The organism is Streptomyces sp. NPDC043738 (assembly GCF_056436545.1).
On the sequence record NZ_JBWKCJ010000012.1, the window covers coordinates 10,083 to 27,318 of the forward strand.

The 17,236-nt window shown below is 71.7% G+C and carries 12 protein-coding genes; 9 read left to right on the forward strand and 3 right to left on the reverse strand.

The features are described 5' to 3' along the window. Window positions 1–127: 127 nt before the first annotated feature. Window positions 128–1,675, reverse strand: coding sequence for an AMP-binding protein (locus AC0680_RS17535; protein WP_478629334.1), 1,548 nt, complete (start codon window positions 1,673–1,675; stop codon window positions 128–130). Between the two features lie 444 nt (window positions 1,676–2,119). On the opposite strand from AC0680_RS17535, the gene AC0680_RS17540 reads away from it, so the two are divergent. Next, the gene (locus AC0680_RS17540; protein WP_478629335.1) at window positions 2,120–4,204 is read left to right on the forward strand and encodes a SpoIIE family protein phosphatase; all 2,085 of its coding nucleotides are present in this window, start codon (window positions 2,120–2,122) and stop codon (window positions 4,202–4,204) included. A gap of 350 nt (window positions 4,205–4,554) precedes the next feature. Further along, window positions 4,555–6,021: an APC family permease gene (locus AC0680_RS17545; RefSeq protein ID WP_478629338.1), complete on the forward strand. Its 1,467-nt coding sequence runs from the start codon at window positions 4,555–4,557 to the stop codon at window positions 6,019–6,021. Window positions 6,022–6,690: 669 nt separating this feature from the next. Here the strand turns inward: AC0680_RS17545 and AC0680_RS17550 are convergent. Beyond that, window positions 6,691–7,029 carry a hypothetical protein gene (locus AC0680_RS17550; RefSeq protein WP_478629340.1) on the reverse strand — a complete coding sequence of 113 codons (339 nt, stop codon included), beginning with the start codon at window positions 7,027–7,029 and terminating at the stop codon, window positions 6,691–6,693. A 448-nt stretch (window positions 7,030–7,477) separates the two neighbouring features. Between AC0680_RS17550 and AC0680_RS17555 the strand changes: the two genes are divergently transcribed. The 7 genes from AC0680_RS17555 to AC0680_RS17585 all read left to right on the forward strand — a co-directional run bounded on the left by AC0680_RS17555 (window position 7,478) and on the right by AC0680_RS17585 (window position 15,758). Further along, a complete protein-coding gene (locus tag AC0680_RS17555; RefSeq protein ID WP_478629343.1) occupies window positions 7,478–10,204 on the forward strand; it encodes a SpoIIE family protein phosphatase in 2,727 nt (908 codons plus the stop codon). 31 nt (window positions 10,205–10,235) lie between these two features. Then, on the forward strand, window positions 10,236–10,631 hold the full coding sequence (locus AC0680_RS17560) for an SHOCT domain-containing protein (protein WP_478629345.1): 396 nt from the start codon (window positions 10,236–10,238) through the stop codon (window positions 10,629–10,631). Between the two features lie 127 nt (window positions 10,632–10,758). Next, on the forward strand, window positions 10,759–11,523 hold the full coding sequence (locus AC0680_RS17565) for a DeoR/GlpR family DNA-binding transcription regulator (protein ID WP_478629346.1): 765 nt from the start codon (window positions 10,759–10,761) through the stop codon (window positions 11,521–11,523). Window positions 11,524–11,616: 93 nt separating this feature from the next. After that, entirely contained in the window at window positions 11,617–12,915 is a 1,299-nt protein-coding gene (locus AC0680_RS17570; protein ID WP_478629348.1) for a four-carbon acid sugar kinase family protein, read from the forward strand. Window positions 12,916–13,043: 128 nt separating this feature from the next. Further along, window positions 13,044–14,117, forward strand: coding sequence for a 4-hydroxythreonine-4-phosphate dehydrogenase PdxA (pdxA, locus tag AC0680_RS17575; RefSeq protein WP_478629350.1), 1,074 nt, complete (start codon window positions 13,044–13,046; stop codon window positions 14,115–14,117). Next, window positions 14,114–15,427: an MFS transporter gene (locus AC0680_RS17580; protein WP_478629352.1), complete on the forward strand. Its 1,314-nt coding sequence runs from the start codon at window positions 14,114–14,116 to the stop codon at window positions 15,425–15,427. Before pdxA ends, AC0680_RS17580 begins: the two co-directional genes overlap by 4 nt. 148 nt (window positions 15,428–15,575) lie before the next feature. Beyond that, the gene (locus AC0680_RS17585; RefSeq protein WP_384437209.1) at window positions 15,576–15,758 is read left to right on the forward strand and encodes a hypothetical protein; all 183 of its coding nucleotides are present in this window, start codon (window positions 15,576–15,578) and stop codon (window positions 15,756–15,758) included. Window positions 15,759–15,890: 132 nt separating this feature from the next. On the opposite strand, the gene AC0680_RS17590 is transcribed toward AC0680_RS17585, so the two are convergent. Next, a complete protein-coding gene (locus AC0680_RS17590; protein ID WP_478629356.1) occupies window positions 15,891–17,192 on the reverse strand; it encodes a hemopexin repeat-containing protein in 1,302 nt (433 codons plus the stop codon). Between the last annotated feature and the right edge of the window lie 44 nt (window positions 17,193–17,236).

Genomic DNA, 17,236 nt, shown 5'->3' on the forward strand with positions numbered 1-17,236 from the left:
CCCCACCACAAAAGGGAGGGGAAGCCTTTTGTTTTTTTTTTGGTGGTTTTGGGTTTGTTTGTTCTGCGGGGAGGGGGGGGAGCGCGTGGGGCCGCCGCGGCGCGGAGCCGCGGCGGCCCGAACGTCGTCAGCCGGCGGCGCCCACCTCCCGCTCGGCCTGCCGGCGCAGCTCCTTCTTGTCCGGCTTCCCGGCATCGGTCAGCGGCAGCGCGTCGACGAAGGTGATCCGGGCCGGCTCGTACATCGCACCGCGCTCCTGGCGCACCTTCTCGCACAGCTGCCGTCCGTCGACGGTGCTGCCGGGCACCGGCACCACCACGGCGTGCACCTGCTCCATGCGGTGGGCGTCGCGGACGCCGAAGACGGCGCTCTGGAGGACCTGCGGGTGCGAGTTCAGCACGTCCTCCAGCTCGGTGGTGTACACATGGCCGCCGACCACGACGATCATGTCCTTGATCCGGTCGACGATGGTCAAGTAGCCCTCGTCGTCCAGGAATCCGATGTCCCCCGTGTGCAGCCAGCCGTCCCGCAGCACTTCGGCGGTCAGCTCGGGCTGCTTCCAGTACCCCTTCATGATCATGTCGGAGCGGACGCAGACCTCGCCGTGCTCGCCGGCGGGCAGATCGCGTCCCGACTCGTCGCGGATCACCACCTCGACGTCGCGCAGCACCTTGCCCGCGGAGCGCAGCCGGTCGGGGCGGTCCGGGTCGTGGTCCTCCGGGGTGAGCACGCTGATGCCGCCCGCCTCGTTCTGCCCGTAACCCTGCAGCAGCACCGGACCGAACCTGCGCACCGCGTCGGCTATGCGGGCCGGGGACGCCTGGCAGCCGCCGTACGTCAGCATCCGCAGGCTGGAGGTGTCGGTGTGCCGGGCGGACGGATGGTCCATCAGCTGGTAGAGCAGCGGTGGCAGCAGGAACATGTCGGTGATGCGCTCGCGGGCGATGGCCGCGAGCACGGTCTCGGGGTCGAAGTCGTCGAGCAGGACGATCGTGCCGCCCCCGTACAACGTGTGGTCGGCCAGTGCGCCCGCGGCGTGCGCGAGGGTCGTGCAGACCAGCTGCCGGCGCTCGAACTCCGGCTGCTCCGCCACCACTCCGCGGAACCAGCGGGCCTGCTCGAAGGTGGTGCAGATGCCCTTGGGGTGGCCGGTGGTGCCGCCGGTGTGGCGGATGGTGCACACGTCGTCGGGCCGGGCCAGGCTCCCGAACGGCTCGTCGGACTGCCCGGCCGCCAGCTCCAGCAGGTCCGTGCCCAGCTTCGCTGGACCGAGTACGAGGACGTCCGGCACCGGCGCCAACTCGGTGACCTCCGCGGCCCGCTCGGCGTAGCGCGGGTCGACGATCAGGGCACGGGTCTCGACGTCGCGGACGATGTGGGCCTGGGACTCGGCGGACAGCTTGCTGTAGAGGTGGTTGACCCGGGCGCCGATCAGGTTGGCCGCGTATCGGGCGGCGACGGTCTCCGGGAGGTTGCCGCTGAGCAGGGTGACGGTGACCCCGCGCTCGACTCCCCGGGTGCGCAGTGCCCGCGCCATGCGGTGCACCAGGGCGCGGAACTCGCCTGCGGTTACCCGGCGCCCCTGGTGGACCAGGGCTTCGCGCGCCGGGTTCGAGCTAAGTGCATCGAGGTTCTCCTCCACGTAGGTACGGAATGTCCGGTCGGTGATGGACATGATGTCGGGCTTCCTCCTGACGCCGGCGGACGCGGTCACCGTCGCCGGGTGCGGTACCGATAGTTAGTTGCTGGAGGCAACTAAAGGTAGGGTAGTCGCTGGAGATCAACATCTCCAAGTCGGAGCGTGAAGCACGGGTGTTGCGCAGTCGACCGCCGTGCCCCCAGGCCTTGTGGCGCTTGGCCACCGGCCTGTGGGGCCGGTGGCCAAGCCCGGCCGGAATATTCGCACTGAATATCGCCAACTCGGTCGCAGGCCCGGGTGCAACGGCGGATAATTCTCCCTCGCGCACGGGACGCCCTTGCCCTGCGGCTCTCGCTCTCCCTGCGGGGCCGTCCCGTGTCGAGGGATGATGGAGGGCATCGGAAACACGGCGAGAATCGGCCGATGTACGGAGAGCGCCACGGCTGTCGGTCAGCGGAGACCGGCGGAAGGAGTGCCTGGATGGGTGCGACCGACGCGTTCCCCGAGGGCGCCGCCCCGGTCGGGGCCGTACCGGGGCAGCCCGGTGGCCTGCTCGACGTGCTGGGTGTGGCCGCCGTGATGCTGGACGCGGAGGGGCGGATCACCCTGTGGAGCCCGCAGGCCGAGCAACTCTTCGGCTGGACCGCACAGGAAGCGCTCGGCCGGCCGGCCGCCCAGCTGCTGGTCGGGCCCGACGACATCGACCTGGTGCTGCGGCTGTTCTCCCAGGTCATGTCCAGCGGCGAGAGCTGGGCGGGGGTCTTCCCCATCCAGCACAAGGACGGCAGCACCCGGCTCGTCGAGTTCCGCAACATGCGCCTGCTGGACGAACGCGGCCGGACCTACGCGCTGGGCATCGCCACCGACCAGGCCGTACTTCGGCGGGTCGAGCGGGACCTGGCGCTGTCGGTACGGCTGGTGGCCCAGTCGCCGATCGGCCTGGCGGTGCTGGACACCGCACTCCGCTTCGTCATGGTCAACCCGGCGCTGGAACGCATCAACGGCCTGCCCGCCGACCAGCACGTCGGCCGCCATGTCCGCGAGGCGCTGTCCTTTCTGGACACCGACGTCATCGTGGCCCGGATGCAGGAGGTCCTGGAGACCGGCCGGCCGCTGCTCGACCAGTTCACCGCCGGCGGCACCGCCGCCGACCCCCTCGCCGACCAGGCCTGGTCGGTCTCGTACTACCGGCTGGAGGACGCCCACGGCCGGGTGCTGGGGCTGGCCACCTCCGTCGTCGACATCACCGAGCAGCACCGGGCCGCCACCGAGGCCGCCCGCGCCCGCCGCCGCCTCGCCCTCATCGCCGACGCGTCCGCGACCGTCGGCACCACCCTCGACGTCGACCAGACCGCGCATGAGCTGGCCGACGTCATCGTGCCCGAACTCGCGGACATGGCCGCGGTCGACGTCCTCGACGCGATCCTCGACGGCCGGCGCCCCTCTGTGCTCTCCCGCGGCGGCCCCGCCCGTTTCCGGGCGCTCGCGGTGTCCACGGCCTACGACACCGGTGCCGTCCGCGCCGCCGACCCCACCGGCCAGATCGCCTCCTACGAGGCCGACCGGCTGATCACCCGCTGCGTGACCGAGGCCCGTCCGGTCATCGTCGCCCATGTGGACGACGACGACCTGCGGCGCATCGCGGCGGGCCCGCAGGGCGCCGCCTTCCTCAAGCAGGCCGGACTCCGCTCCTATCTCGCGGTGCCGCTGATCGCCCGCGGCGAGGTGCTCGGCGCGCTGTCGCTCTACCGCGTACGCAATCCCGAGCCGTTCGACGAGGACGACGCCGTGCTCGCCGTCGAACTGGCCGCGCGGGCGGCGGTCTGCATCGACAACGCCCGTTCGTACCAGAGCGAACGCCGCACCGCGCTCACCCTCCAGCGCCATCTGATGAACCACCGGCCGCCGCAGCCCACGGCCATGCAGATCGCCTACCGCTACCAGCCCGCCCAGGCCGCCAGTGAGGTCGGCGGCGACTGGTTCGACGCCATCCCCGTGGCCGGCGACAAGACCGCCCTGGTGGTCGGCGACGTCATGGGCAGCGGTATCAACGCCGCTGCCACCATGGGCCAGTTGCGCACCACCATCCGTGCGCTGGCCGATCTCGACCTCGACCCCGCCGAGGTGCTCCGCCACCTCGACCACATCGCCGGCGGCCTCGATCCGGCCTTCGCCACCTGCCTCTACGCCATCTACGACCCGCACCGCAGCCTGTGCCGGATCGCCGTCGCCGGGCACCTCCCGCCCGTGCTGGTCCGGCCGGGCCAGCCGCCCGAGCTGCTCGACCTGCCCACCGGCGCCCCGCTCGGCGTCGGCGGGGTCCCCTTCGAGCAGACCACGGTTCCGCTGCGCGACGGCGACCACCTGGTGCTCTACACCGACGGCCTGATCGAGACCCGCGACAAGGCCATCGACACCCGCCTGGACACCCTGCTCACCCTGCTCGCCGAGCCCGGGCCGGACCCGGAGGCCCTGTGCGACCGCCTCCTGAGCGCGCTGCGTGACGAACACGGTCACGACGACGTCGCCCTGCTCATCGCCCGGGTGAACGCGCTGGAGGAGTGAGGCGGGCCGGACGCCCGCCCCGGCCGGGGCGGCTGTGGATTCGGGGGGCCGACTACGGATTCGACGGCCTCGCCGGGCGGCCCCCGCGGGAACCCTGCCTCGCACCCCCAGGCCGCGAAATCCGCTTCCATTCCACAGCATGGATATGGATACGAGTCACCGATCGGCTCAGCACCTACGGATTTCGTTGTCTCACGGGCTTAACAAGACCTTGACGTGGGTCGGACGCGGGGGTTTTATTCGGTCACCAAAGCGGCGCCTGCGTCTCGCCAGGTCTGCACCGCGTTTTGGCGCACTTCCCCCAAAGTGCCCCCCTCTGCCGCCGGACCGATGGGATACGGATAGCCGATATGCCCTACACGCCTGTTGCCTCCGCAGCCCCTGAGCGGGACACCCCCAGCGCGGCGGAGGGAGGTGCCGCCAACGGCCCCAAGCTCACCCGGTCGATCGGTGTGGTCGGCGGCACGCTGCTCACGCTCTCCTGTCTGACCCCGGCCTCCTCGCTCTTCGTGATCGTGCCGGACTCGTTCGCCAGCCTGGGCACCGGCACCGCGCTGACCATCGCCATCGCGGGCCTGCTGTGCATCGGTGTGGCCTTCACCTACTCCGAGCTCGGCACGCTGATCCCGAGCTCCGGCGGCGAGTACGCCATGGTCGGCACCCTCATGGGCCGCCTCGCGGGCTGGCTGGTCTTCATACTCTCGCTGATCGTCGTCATGATCGTGCCGCCCATCATCGCCCTGGGCACCGCCGACTATCTGGCGCCGATCATCCAGCTGGATCCGCAGTACACCGCCGCCGGCGTGATGCTGCTGGCCACCGCCATGGGCCTGCTCGACCTGCGTGCCAACGCCTGGATCACCGGCATCTTCCTCGTGCTGGAGGTCGTGGCCTGCGCGGTCGTCGCCTTCCTCGGCTTCAGTCACACCCAGCGCTCCGCGTCCGTGCTCGTCCACCCCGTCATCGACGCCGGACACGGCCACACCAGCGCCGTCACCGCCGGCCTCATCGTCACGGGCCTGGCCACCGCGCTCTTCATCCTGCAGGGCTTCTCCACCGCCGTGTACCTCGCCGAGGAGATCGAGAACCCGCGCCGCAACGTCTCCCGCACGGTGCTGTGGACCCTCGCCATCGGTGCGGCCGTCGTCCTGATCCCCGTCATCGCGATCACCCTCGGCGCCCCCGACCTCAAGACCCTCGGCGCCGGTGACGTCGCGGGCATGGTGCAGGACTGGAGCAACTCCGGCATCGGCACCTTCGTCAGCCTCTGCATCGCCCTGGCGATCATCAACGCGGCGATCGTGATGGTGATCCAGAACTCGCGGGTGGTGTTCTCCTCGGCCCGCGACGCGGCCTGGCCCGCCCCGGTCAACCGCGTCTTCTCGCACGTCGGCCGCCGCTTCGGCTCGCCGTGGGCGGCCACCCTCGTCGTCGGCGTCCCCGGCGCGGCCCTGTGCTTCGTCAACCTCGACACCCTCAGCGAGGTGACCGGCGTGGCCGTCGCCGCGATGTACGTCTTCGTCGCCCTGGGCGCCCTGGTCTCGCGCCGCGGCGAGCACAAGCACCGGGCGGCCTGGCGGATGCCGCTGTGGCCGGCGGTCCCGGCGCTCCTCGTCGTGGCGCTGGCCTGGGTGCTGACCCAGCAGAGCACCAAGAGCCTGGTCATCACCGGGGTCATCGTCGTCGCCGCCGCGCTGTACTGGGCCTGCTACCTGCGCCCGCGGCAGGAGACGCACTGGGTGATCTCGGTCCCGGAGGACGGACAGGCCGTGGCGCTGGAGCCGTCGGCCGTGGGGGTGCCCGCGGAAGGGCGGTAGGCCCCTGGAGGGGCGGAGGGGGCTTCGCGGGGCCGGGAGCCGTCCCCCCCGGACCGAACCGGGGCCTCGGCCGGCCCCTCGGCTCTACGCCTCTCAGCCGTACAAGAACGTCTCTCAGTCGTACGAGAACAAGGCAAAGCCCGCCCGGAGCAGTTGTCCGGGCGGGCTTTACCTGTGGTCCGGTTTTCCTCGCCCTCTTGTTTTCCTCTTGCCTCGTCCTCTTGTTGCTTCGCCCTCTTGTTGCCTCGCCCGCTGGGTCCTTGCCCTCTTGCTGCTTCCTCGCCCTCCTGTTTTTCCCCTCCGCCCACCCCCCCTACGGGGGGTGGGCGGGTGTAGAGGAGCGTGGAGACGAGGAGCGCAGAGGCGCGAGGTACGCAGAGGTGCGAGCTACGAGGTGCGCAGAGGCGCGAGGCGCGAGGCGCGAGGTGCGTAGAGGCGCGAGGCGCGAGGTGCAAGGTGCGCAGAGGCACGAGGCACGAGGCACGAGGCACGAGGCACGAGGCACGAGGCACGAGGCACGAGGCACGAGGTACGCAGAGACGCGAGGCGCGAAGTGCTACGAGACGCGACGCGCGAAGTACTACGAGGCGCGAAGCACGAGGTGCGCAGAGACACAAAGACGCGGGCGCGTGCCCCTATGGCGGGGCCGCTACGCCGCGGGCTCGTGCGCTACCGCTCCGACGGGCGGGAGAGTGCCAGTGCGTCCAGCAGCAGGCATACGTGGTCGACGGCGTCCCGCCCCGTGGGGGAGTCGGCCGCGGGTGCGTCGTCGAGCAGCCCGGCGGTCCCGCGCAGCAGCTTCAGCAGCCGCTCACTGGCCCCGTCGGACGGCTCCGCGTGCGCCAGTGCGGAGCGGATCTGCCCGCCGGTGAGGGGCACACCGGTCTCGAGGAAGCGGAAGAGCGCCACGGCGATGCGCCGGTCGGCGTCGTGCGGCTTCCACAGCCCGAGCGCGTGGTGGTCGATGAGCCCCGCCGCCTCGGCACGGATCTCCTCTGGAACATGCATGCCCAAGAACGTCTCATACCGCATCGCCGGCCCATAGGGCGGCAAGGTGCGCCTCACCGGGGCTCGCCCGACGCCATCCGGCCCCCGGCGGACCGTGCTGACCAGGCACGTTGTGCCGGGGCCCGGATGACCCGGCCGGCACACTTCCGCCCTGCAAGAGTTCAAACCTGTGGGGAGAGTTACATGCACAATCCAGAACCTGGGCGATTTGTTCCCGGTCTGATGCCGGGCGGTGACCGGCGCGTTTGTCCTGTTCGTCGAGGACGTTCGCATATGTGCATCAGTAAAACCTACCCGAGGGTCTTTCCGCCCTCTGGCGTCCGGCCCCAGATCACGGGACGATCCTCGAACAGCCCGTGAGGACGTCCGATGCGATACGGGCCCGGCGGCCGCTGCGCTCCGCAGTGCGCGGCTCGCCCACCGTATGCGGGAGGTGTAGAAAGAGGACATGGCCGGACGCTACGGCCGCCCGCGTTCGGTTCTCAGGATGCGAACTGTCGCAGGCCAGGTCTTTCTCCTGCAGGTGGCGATCGTGGTGCTGCTGGTCGCCGCCGCCATGGCGGCGCTCGTGCTGCAGTCCCGGACCGACTCCGAACGCGAGGCCCGCCACCGATCGATCGCCGTCGCCGAGTCCTTCGCCCATGCGCCCGGCATGGAGGCGGCGCTGCGGAGCCCCGATCCGACCGCCGTACTGCAACCGCGGGCCGAGGCCGCCCGCAAGGCCACCGGCGTCGACTTCATCGTCGTGATGAACACCGAGGGCATCCGCTACACCCACCCGATCAGCAACCGGATAGGCAAGAAGTTCGTCGGCACGCTGAAACCGGCGCTGTCCGGCGCTGTGGTCACCGAGAAGATCGTCGGCACCATAGGACCCCTGGTCCAGGCGACGGTGCCGGTCTTCGGCCGCGACGGCAAGGTCATCGGACTGGTCTCGTCCGGCATCACCATCAAGAAGGTCAGCGGCGTCGTGGACGACCAGTTCCCGCTGCTGTTCGGCGCCGCGGCCGGCATCCTCCTCCTCACCACCGGCGGCACCGCGCTCGTCAGCCGGCGGCTGCGCCGTCAGACCCACGGCCTGGGGCCCGCCGAGATGACCCGCATGTACGAGCACCACGACGCGGTGCTGCACGCCGTACGCGAAGGCGTGATCATCGCCGGCGGCGACGGCCGGGTACTGCTCGCCAACGACGAGGCACGCCGGCTCCTGGACCTGCCGCTGGACGTCGAAGGGCGCCAGATCGCCGACCTCGGGCTCGACCGGGCCACCGCCCAACTGCTCGCCTCCGGCCGGGTCGTCACCGACGAGGTGCACCCGGTGGGCGAACGGCTGCTGGCCGTCAACCAGCGCTCGACGGACCAGGCCGGCGGGCCGCCCGGCAGCGTCACGACGCTGCGGGACACCACCGAACTGCGGGCGGTCACCGGCCGGGCCGATGTGGCCCGCGGGCGCCTCAAGCTGCTCTACGACGCCGGCACGGAGATCGGCACCACCCTCGACGTGGTGCGCACCTGCGAGGAGCTGGCGGAGTTCGCGGCGGCCCGGTTCGCCGACATCGTCACCGTCGACCTGGCCGAGGACGTGCTGACCGGCGAGGAGCCGGCGGTCTTCGCCGGGGCCGGCATCGAGGTGCGGCGCACCGCGGCGGCCGGCATTCCGCCGGACAGCGGCCTGTACCCCGTCGGCAGCCCGATCCGCTTCGAGCCGTCCACCTCCGTGGGCGCCGGCATCACCAGCGGCGAGGCGGTCCTCGAAGCGGACCTGCCGGCGTTCTCCGGCTGGCAGCTGCAAAACCCCCGGCGCGCCCGGCAGATCGTCGCGCACGGCATCCACTCGATGATCGCCGTACCGCTGCGGGCCCGCGGCGTCATCCTGGGAGTGGTCATGTTCTGGCGCTCGCAGGAGCCCGAGCCGTTCGAGGAGGAGGATCTCTCCCTCGCCGAGGAACTGGTCGCCCGCGCCGGCGTGAGCATCGACAACGCCCGCCGTTACACCCGCGAGCACACCATGGCGGTCACCCTGCAGCGCAGCCTGCTGCCGCGTGCGCTGCCGGAACAGAACGCCGTCGAGGCCGCCTACCGCTATCTGCCCGCGCAGGCCGGGCGCAGCGGACTCGGCGGCGTCGGCGGCGACTGGTTCGACATCATCCCGCTGCCGGGTGCCCGGGTGGCGCTGGTCGTCGGCGACGTCGTCGGGCACGGCCTGCACGCGGCCGCCACCATGGGCCGGCTGCGCACGGCCGTCCACAACTTCGCCAATCTGGACCTCCCGCCCGACGAGATCCTCTGGCACCTCGACGAGCTGGTCACCCGTATCGACCAGGACGAGGGATCCGAGGGCGCCGAAGGCGCCGGGGTCACCGGCGCCACCTGCCTCTACGCGATCTACGACCCGGCGTCCGGGACCTGCACGATGGCGCGCGCCGGCCACGTCCAGCCCCTGGTGCTGCGGCCGGACGGCTCCGCGGAGACCGCCGAGGTGCCGGGCGGTCCGCCCCTCGGGCTCGGCGGTATGCCCTTCGAGTCCTGGCAGCGGGAACTGCCCGAAGGCAGCCGGCTGGTCCTGTTCACCGACGGGCTCGTCGAGGACCGCGACCGCGACATCGACGAGGGGATGGAGCTGCTGAGCCGCACCCTCGCCGACCATCCCCAGCGGACACCCGAGGAGACCTGCGAGGCCGCGCTGGGAGCGCTGCTGCCGGAACTCCCCAGCGACGACATCGCGCTGCTGGTCGCCAGCACCCGGGTGCTGGACGCCGCACACGTCGCCGACTGGGACGTGCCTGCGGACCCGTCTGCCGTGGCGCAGGTGCGGGCGGCCGCGGTCCGCAAGCTCGTCGACTGGGGTCTGGCGGACGAGGCGTTCACCACCGAGCTGATCCTCAGCGAGCTGGTCACCAACTCCATCCGCTACGCCTCCGGTCCCATCCGCGTACGGCTGATCCGTGACACCTCGCTGATCTGCGAGGTCTCCGACCGCAGCAGTACCTCACCACATCTGCGGCAGGCCGCCACCACGGACGAGGGCGGCCGCGGCCTCTTCCTGATCGCCCAGCTGGCGGAGCGCTGGGGGACCCGCTACACCGCGGGCGGCAAGGTCATCTGGACGGAGCAGGCGCTCGCCGACGGCGGTCTGTTCGCGGCGGCGGCCGACGGCGAGGATGCTGTGAGGTGAGGGCACGGCTCGCAGCGGTAAGGAGGCCGTGATGGATTACCCGCTGCTCAACGCTTTCTGGACGATGTGCCTGATCTTCCTGTGGGTGATGTGGCTGTTCCTGCTGGTGAGGATCGTCGGCGACATCTTCCGCAGCCAGGACATCAACAACTGGGCCAAAACGGGGTGGCTTGTCCTGGTGATCATGCTGCCCTTCGTCGGTGTCTTCATCTATGTGCTGGCGCGGGGCCGCGGATTGAGCGAACGTGAGGTCGCGCTGGCCCAGCGGCAGCAGAGGCAGCTGCGGGAGTACATCCGGGAGACCGCCAGGACGGAGGGCGAGACCATCCGGCCCGAGGACTCCCTGGCGAAGCTCGCGGAGCTGAAGAACCGCGGGGACATCACCGAGGAGGAGTTCCAGAAGGCCAAGGCCAAGGTGCTCGCCTGACGGCGGACCCCACCGCGGGCGCCGGCCGCGGACGCCGGCCGTTGGGCGCCGACTGCTTCCGGGCCGGTCTCCGTGGCTGTTAGTCTCAAGTTGCGTGAATCGCGCAACTTGAGAGGTGGAGAGTGACGTGACCAGTGGGGAACGCTCGGCCACCCGACGTCGCCGGGAGCGGATGGTCGAGCTGCTCGGGGCGGGCGACATCAGCGTGCACGATCTGGCGGGCGAGTTCGACGTCTCACTGTCCACGGTCCGCCGTGATCTGGCGACACTGGCGGCGCTCGGCCGGATCACCCGCACCTACGGCGGCGCGGTCGACCACCGCGCGGTGGAGCGGACCCGGTACGACAAGGAGCGCACCCGCCGCACCGAGAAGGACGCCATCGCCCGCGCCGCGGCCGCGCTGATCCGCAGCGGCGATGTGGTGCTCCTCGACGCCGGCACCACCACCGCGCGGCTGGCACACGAGCTGCGCCACCGCACCGACGTCACCGTCGTCACCAACGGGCTCGCCGCGCTGGTGGAGTTGGCGGACGCGGAGGTCGAGGTCGTGGTGCTGGGCGGGCGGCTGCGGCGGCCCAACGAGGCGATGCTGGGCACCCGTACGGACCAGGCGCTGCGCCGGCTCACCCCGGACATCGCCTTCCTCGGCGTCGACGGCCTCGACCCCCGGCGCGGTATCAACTGCCCCGACCTCGAACAGGCCGCCCTGAAGGAGACGATGGCCGAGTGCGCCCGGGCCGCCTGGGTGCTCGCCGACCACTCCAAGACCGGCGGGGGAGCGGGCTTCCCGCACTGGGCGGCGATGCCGGCCGGTACGGGGCTGATCTGCGGGGGCGGGGAGCGGCGGCTGGGGGCGTTCACGGACGCGGGGTGGTTGGTGCGCACCCCTTGACAGCGTGTGGCGCCACTGGCGACCCTGAGTGCGCATATTGCGTGGACCATGCAATTAGCAATGCGTGGTTCAGTCACTTCGGGAGGAGGTCTCATGGCCCAGGTGCTCGTCATCGGAGACGACCTCACCGGAAGCAATGCGACCGGCGCGCTCTACGCACGACGGGGCCTGCGCGCCGTCACCATCAGCGCGATCACCCAATGGGAGCGCTACGCGGACCGGGTCGACGTCCTCGTCGTCAACACCGCCTCCCGCCACTGGCCCCCCGCCCGCGCCTACGCCGCCGTCCGCGCCGCCGCCGAGACGGCCGGTGCGGCACCCCTGATCGTCAAGCGCGTCGACACCACCCTGCGCGGCAACCCCGGCAGCGAACTCGACGCGGTGCTCGACGCCCTCGCCGCCCGTGAGCCCTCGGCCCGGATCCGGACGCTGGCGGTCCCCGCCTTCCCCGACGCCGGCCGCACCACGGTCGGCGGTCTGCACCTCGTCGACGGCGTCCCGCTGACCCGGACGGCCGTCGCCCGCGACCCCTTCGACCCCGTACGGCATTCGCGGGTCGCGGCCGTGCTGGGCGCGCAGAGCCGGCGCACCACGAGTGAACTGGCGCTGGACGTGGTCGAGCGCGGCCCGCAGGCGGTGGCCGCGGCGCTGCGGGCGAACGGGGCCGAGGTCGTGGTGTGCGACGCCACGGAGAACGCCCATCTGCACACGGTCGCGGCGGCCGCCGCCCGGCTCGCCGCCGAGGACCACATCCGCTGGGTCGCGCTGGACTCGGGGCCGTTCGGCGCCGCCCTCGCCACCGAGCTGGGACTGCGGTCCGAGGGCGGCGCGCCCGTCCGGGTCCTCGCCGTCGTCGGCAGCGCCACGGACCGCACCCGCACCCAACTCGCCCGTACGGAAGCGGCGCTCGGCGCCCACTGGGCCGACCTCGATCCGGCCGACCCCGACCCCGACCGGGTACTGGCGGCCCTGCGGGCGGCGGCGCAGGAGAACGCCACGGTGCTCGGCGTCCGGGTGGCTCCCGCCCCGGTGACGGCGGCCGCCGGGGCGGCGCCGGCCTGCGACCCCGGCACCGCCGCGCGCATCCTGCGGTGTCTGGCCGAGGTGGCCCAGCAGGCGGTCGCCGAGCTGCGCCCCGGCGGGCTGTACGCCTCGGGCGGCGACGTCGCCGCGGCCGTCACCTCGGCGCTGGGCGCCGACGGCTTCGCCATCGAGACCGAGGTGCTGCCGCTGGCCGTCGCCGGGCACCTGGTCGGCGGCCCGCACGACGGACTGCCCTTCGCCACGAAGGGCGGCCTGATAGGCGGCCCCGACGCCGCCCGCGACTGCCTGGAACACCTGCGCGCGGCCGGTACCCGGCACACCCTCCGCGCCACGCCGGGCGCCATCTGACCACCACCTGGACCCACCCGCCAGGCCCCGTCAACCGCCGGACGAGCCCGCCCCCGCGGGCCCGCCACCCCACCACGAAACCCACCCTCCTGCGCGCCCGTGAACACCGCACCGCGAAAGGCGACCCCATGACCACCCATCAGCCGGCGACCGGCCACCCGCCCGCCTCCGCCCGCCCGTTGCCCCTCCTCGCCGTCACCCTCGGCGACCCCGTCGGCATCGGCCCCGAGATCACCGCGCGTACCCTCGCCGACCCGGCGACCACCGCACTCGGCCGCGGACTCGCCGTCGGCGACGCCGCCGTACTGCGCCGTGCCGTCGCGGTATGCGGCCTGGACGTCGAGGTCCGCGCGGTCGGCGCCCCCGGGCAGGCCCGGTTCGAGCCGGGGACCATCGACGTGCTCGACCTCGGCATCGCCCCCGCCGACCTCCCCTGGGGCCGGGTCGACGCGGTCGCGGGCCGCTCCGCCGTGGCCGCGATCGAGGCGGCCACCCGTGCCGCGCTGGCCGGCGAGGTCGACGGCATCGTCACCTCGCCGATCAACAAGGAGGCCATCTGGGCCGCCGGTTCGCAGCACCTCGGCCACACCGAAATGCTCGGCGAACTCACCGGCGCCGCGCACTTCGACACCATGTTCGTGGTCCGCGGCCTCAAGATCTTCTTCACCACCCGGCACCTCGCCCTGCGCAAGGCCCTCGGCCAGATCACCGAGGACCGGGTCGCGGACGCCATCCGGCACGCGGTCACCGCCCTGCGCGTGTTCGGCCACGACGAGCCCCGGCTCGCGGTCGCCGCGATCAATCCGCACGGCGGCGAGGGCGGCCACTTCGGCGACGAGGAGATCACCGTCCTGCGCCCGGCCGTGGCGAAGGCGGCCGCCGAGGGCCTCGGCGTCGTGGGGCCGATCCCCGCCGACTCGGTCTTCCACCAGGGCCTCGAAGGCCGCTTCGACGGAGTGCTGTCCCACTTCCACGACCAGGGCCATATCCCCGCCAAGACCGTCGACTTCGACGGTACGGTCTCCGTCACCGTCGGGCTGCCGGTCCTGCGGACCTCCGTCGACCACGGCACCGCCTTCGACATCGCGGGCAGCGGCCGCGCCTCGCACGGCACGATGGCCGCGGCCTTCCGCGCCGCCGCCGAGTTCAGCCGCTTCACCGACCGGATCCGCGCCACCTACGGAACGGCGGCCGCCCGATGACGGACCCGACGCCGCGGTCCGCCCCGGCGGCCGCCCCCGCCAAGCGCTGGGTGTACGTCATCCCCGTCGCCGCGGTCATGTACATGCTGGCGTACCTCGACCGGAACAACGTCTCCGTCATCCTCCCGTACATGCACGGCGACCTGGAGCTGTCCAACGCCGACAAGGGCCTGGTCGGCGGGGTCTTCTTCCTGGGCTATGTGTTCCTGCAGATCCCGGCCGCGATCCTCGCCCAGCGCTGGAGCGCCCGGAAGACCGTTCTGCTGCTGATGGTGGCGTGGGGGCTGGCCGCCGCGCTGTCCGGGCTCGTACAGACCAAGTCGCAGTTCTACGTGGCCCGTTTCGTGCTGGGCTTCTTCGAGGGCGGCGTGTGGCCCGCCGTCCTCATCCTGCTCGCCTCCTGGTTCCCGCTGCGCGAGCGCGCCCGGGCCAACGCGCTGTGGATGGCCTGCCTGCCGCTGTCCTCCGTCCTGATGGCCCCGCTGTCCGGCTGGATGCTCGACCACACCGGCTGGCGCTGGGTGCTGGTGCTGCAGGGCCTGCCGCCCCTGCTGTGGGCGGTGGTGTGGTGGTTCACCGTCGCAGACCGGCCCGCGCGGGCCCGGTGGATCTCCCGGGCCGAGGCCGAGCACCTGGAGCGCTCGATCGCCGCCGACGAGGCCGCCAAGCCCTCGGCGGGCAGCGGCTCGTACCGCGACGCGGTCGGGCAGCGGCCGGTCCTCGTGCTCATCGGCGTCTACTTCTTCTGGATCACCGGCTTCTACGGCTTCAACCTGTGGCTGCCGTCGGTCATCAAGGAGCTGACCCACGACGGATCGTCCACCGAGGTCGGGCTGCTCACCGCGATCCCCTTCACCGTCGCACTGGCCGTCATGATCGCCAACGCCGCGTGGTCCGACCGCACCGGCAGACGGCGCCGCGCGGTGGCCGTCCCCCTCGTCGTGGGCATCGCGGCCCTGCTGCTGGGCCAGGCCGTGGACGGCGCGCTGCCGCGGATGGTGCTGCTGTGTCTGACGGCGGCCGCGGTCTACGCTCCGTACGGCCCCTTTTGGGCGATCCCCGGCGAGCTGCTCCGCTTCGAGGTGGTGGCCGTCGCCATGGGGCTGATCAACGCGCTCGGCAACCTCGGCGGCTTCGCCGGCCCCTATCTGGTCGGCTGGCTGACCGACACCACGGGCTCCAGCGTGACCGGCTTCGCCGTATTGGCCGCCTTCCTCGCCGTGGCCGTGGCACTGGTGGCGTTCGGCCTGCGCCCGAGCACCCGCCCCGTACCCCGACCTGCCGCGCGGGCGACGGAAGGAGTGAGCTGACCGCGGCGGCGACCGGCGGCGACCGGCGCCCCGCCTCCTCCCGTTACTCCGACCCGAGCAATCGACGGTGGGTCAGGTTTTGGCGGATGGCGCGAAGGTGATTCCTGAATGGATCGATACACCCCTTTGATCCTCCTGAGGAGCAGACATGCGCATCCGCGCCGCGATCGCCGCCAGCGCCCTGGCAACCACCATCGTCATGGGCGGTGCGAGCGCCACCCTGGCTCACGGCAAGGACCACAAGGACCGCCACCACCACTGCTGGTTCTTCGCGGGCATCAAGCACGGCGAACCGGTCTTCAGCGAGGGCTGCGGCAAGGGCCGCAAGTAATCCCGACCGGCGTCCTTCCGGTGACGGCTGCCACGACCTCGGGCGTGGCAGCCGTCACCGGCGCATGTGTGCCTGGTAGCGCAGGGCCGGTCCGATGGGTGGGCTCCCGCGCTCCTCTGCCCCGCCGGCCCGTCAGATCAGGGTCGGGCCGACCTGCATATGGATGTGGTCCTGGTGAGCCGCCCGGAGCGCGGCATCTCCGCCGTAGTCGGGGTAGATGACGAAGCCGCTGCCGCCGAGCTGGGGCATCGGCCATTTGTTGGCGACGCCGATGCCCTTGGCTTCGCACTCGAACGTGGCGAACCGGAACGCCGTGGTGAACAGGCCGTACGCCAGCGCGTCGACGGAGGGGTCGATGCGGACGTTGCTGCCCGGACGGGGTGGCAGCTGCCCCCAGTTGGTCTTGATCGACTTCTTGAACGGGGTCCCGTCGTCCGTCCCGCGGATGCCCGAAAGGTCGAGTGCGCGGCCCTGGTTGTGGCAGTCGTTCGGCGGGCCGGAGCCGTGGCCGATGCCCAGATGGAGCAGCTCCGCCACGTCGGGGCGCGAGGAGTTGAGCCATCGGGTCAGCCGGTAGAGGGCCAGCAGCATGCGCTGGTCGACGTTGTCGAAGAATTCGGCCGTGGGGTTGATGGCGTTGGTGTACCGGATCCCGTCAAGAGTCGGCGGGCCGACGGTCACCCGCTGACTCGGGGTAGGTGACACGATCCCCGAAGCGCCGTCCACGAAGACGGGGCTCTTCAGGGTGAGTTTGCCGCGTCGTATCAGATCCGCCATCAGCCGGTTGGCCTGCGTGAGGGTGAGGAGGCGGGCCGGGGCCAGGGCGCCCGACGGTGTCGGAGCCAGGGCGAGGTCGGCCAGCGCCCCGCTGTCGTCGACGCCGTCGGCGTCCACGTCGTAGCGCTGGTAGAAGCCGCCGCGGAAGAAGTAGGCGAAGCGGCCGCCCGGGTAGACCGCGGCGTCCAGGTCCTGGCTGAAGAGCCCGGGCCAGTTGCCGGCGATCTTACGGGGATATCCGGTGTCCATCCGGTCCGCGGTGATGTCGTAGCGCACATAGGCATCGCCCTTGAACAGGAACAGCTTGCCCGTGCCCCAGTTCACCGCGGCGTCGATGCCCTGCTGCCAGTTCGCCCCGCCGCCCGAACCGTCCGGCAGCCCCGCCCAGTTGCCCGCCACCGGTCTCGGCGGCCCGTCGATGCTGTCATCGAACTGGTCGTAGCGTTCGTACGTCGGGCCGGTGAAGGCATAGCCCTTGCCGGCGCCCCACCACACGAAGGCTCCGGGCGAGCCGTCGAACCCCCAGTTGGTCTTCACGTCCAGCGAGCCCTGCTCGAAGCCTCCGGTGACGGCGTTGTAGCGGTGGTAGGTGTCGTCGTCGAAGAAGAGGTACACCTTGTCGTTGGGCCAGGCGATCGCCGTGCTGAGAGCCACCATGACAGCAACTCCGTTCGTCTCGGGGCGGCCGGAGTACGGCCGGC

Bases quoted from the DNA above. Each gene is read 5' to 3' on its own strand.
- AC0680_RS17550 (WP_478629340.1), bottom strand. From the start codon at position 7,029: ATGCATGTTCCAGAGGAGATCCGTGCCGAGGCGGCGGGGCTCATCGAC.
- AC0680_RS17555 (WP_478629343.1), top strand. From the start codon at position 7,478: ATGGCCGGACGCTACGGCCGCCCGCGTTCGGTTCTCAGGATGCGAACT.
- AC0680_RS17560 (WP_478629345.1), top strand. From the start codon at position 10,236: ATGGATTACCCGCTGCTCAACGCTTTCTGGACGATGTGCCTGATCTTC.
- AC0680_RS17585 (WP_384437209.1), top strand. From the start codon at position 15,576: ATGCGCATCCGCGCCGCGATCGCCGCCAGCGCCCTGGCAACCACCATC.
- AC0680_RS17580 (WP_478629352.1), top strand. From the start codon at position 14,114: ATGACGGACCCGACGCCGCGGTCCGCCCCGGCGGCCGCCCCCGCCAAG.
- AC0680_RS17540 (WP_478629335.1), top strand. From the start codon at position 2,120: ATGGGTGCGACCGACGCGTTCCCCGAGGGCGCCGCCCCGGTCGGGGCC.
- AC0680_RS17535 (WP_478629334.1), bottom strand. From the start codon at position 1,675: ATGTCCATCACCGACCGGACATTCCGTACCTACGTGGAGGAGAACCTC.
- AC0680_RS17590 (WP_478629356.1), bottom strand. From the start codon at position 17,192: ATGGTGGCTCTCAGCACGGCGATCGCCTGGCCCAACGACAAGGTGTAC.
- AC0680_RS17545 (WP_478629338.1), top strand. From the start codon at position 4,555: ATGCCCTACACGCCTGTTGCCTCCGCAGCCCCTGAGCGGGACACCCCC.
- pdxA (WP_478629350.1), top strand. From the start codon at position 13,044: ATGACCACCCATCAGCCGGCGACCGGCCACCCGCCCGCCTCCGCCCGC.
- AC0680_RS17570 (WP_478629348.1), top strand. From the start codon at position 11,617: ATGGCCCAGGTGCTCGTCATCGGAGACGACCTCACCGGAAGCAATGCG.